This window comes from Arcicella aquatica, assembly GCF_034928825.1.
Classification (GTDB): domain Bacteria; phylum Bacteroidota; class Bacteroidia; order Cytophagales; family Spirosomataceae; genus Arcicella; species Arcicella aquatica.
This window is the reverse complement of record NZ_JAYFUL010000111.1, coordinates 1-721: the sequence shown is the minus strand read 5'-3', so window position 1 is coordinate 721 and position 721 is coordinate 1. Positions and strand designations below refer to the sequence as shown.

The window sequence follows — 721 nt, the reverse complement described above, 5'->3', positions numbered from 1 at the left end:
AATGTACTTAAAATTGTAATATAGTTTGATTTGGGTCTGTTTTTTTTGTTCCATCGGATGTCCAAATGTTTAATTTAGGTCTTTTATGGACCTCAAGTTCTTTGATGTATTGTTCAAACGAGTCTGGCGTTCTTTTATCTAAAGAACTATGTGGTCGTTTATTGTTGTAAGTATCGATAGCCTTTTTGACGTTAGTTTTTAACTCCTCAAGGCTTGTACTTTCCCAATATCTTAGATATTGATTTTTAATAGTTCCATTCACTCTTTCAATATGGCTATTTTCATGTACCTCATTACACATACTTATCGCTATGTGAGCATTTTTGAGTAAAGTGACATAGTCATCACTAATGTATTGTCCACCTCTGTCAGAATGGTGGATGAGGTTTGTAAACTTCTTCTTTTTACGAGTTGAAAAAGCCATTTCAAGAGCATGACAATTGTTTTCTGCTCTCATATTATCAGCTGTGGAATAGCCTATTATTTTTCGAGAATAAACATCTATAATCATGACGATATAGTAAAATTTATCAGCGATGTTATAATAAGTAATATCACTTGTCCACAACTGGTCAATATTATTGAGCTGTTTATCAACTAACAGGTTTTTGTAACGACTAAATGGACTTGAAAAAGTGGTTCTAATTTGATTTTTGTAAGTAATCAATCTAAATCCATAGCTAAGTCCGATACTAATAAAGGCATCACGACCTAATCCATT

General features: G+C 32.2%; 1 protein-coding gene. It reads right to left on the bottom strand.

What is annotated here, in order from left to right; translation table 11 throughout:
* Nucleotides 1-7: 7 nt before the first annotated feature.
* A partial coding sequence (locus tag VB264_RS25045) for a DDE-type integrase/transposase/recombinase (protein WP_323254147.1) occupies nt 8-721 on the bottom strand: 714 nt, incomplete at its 5' end.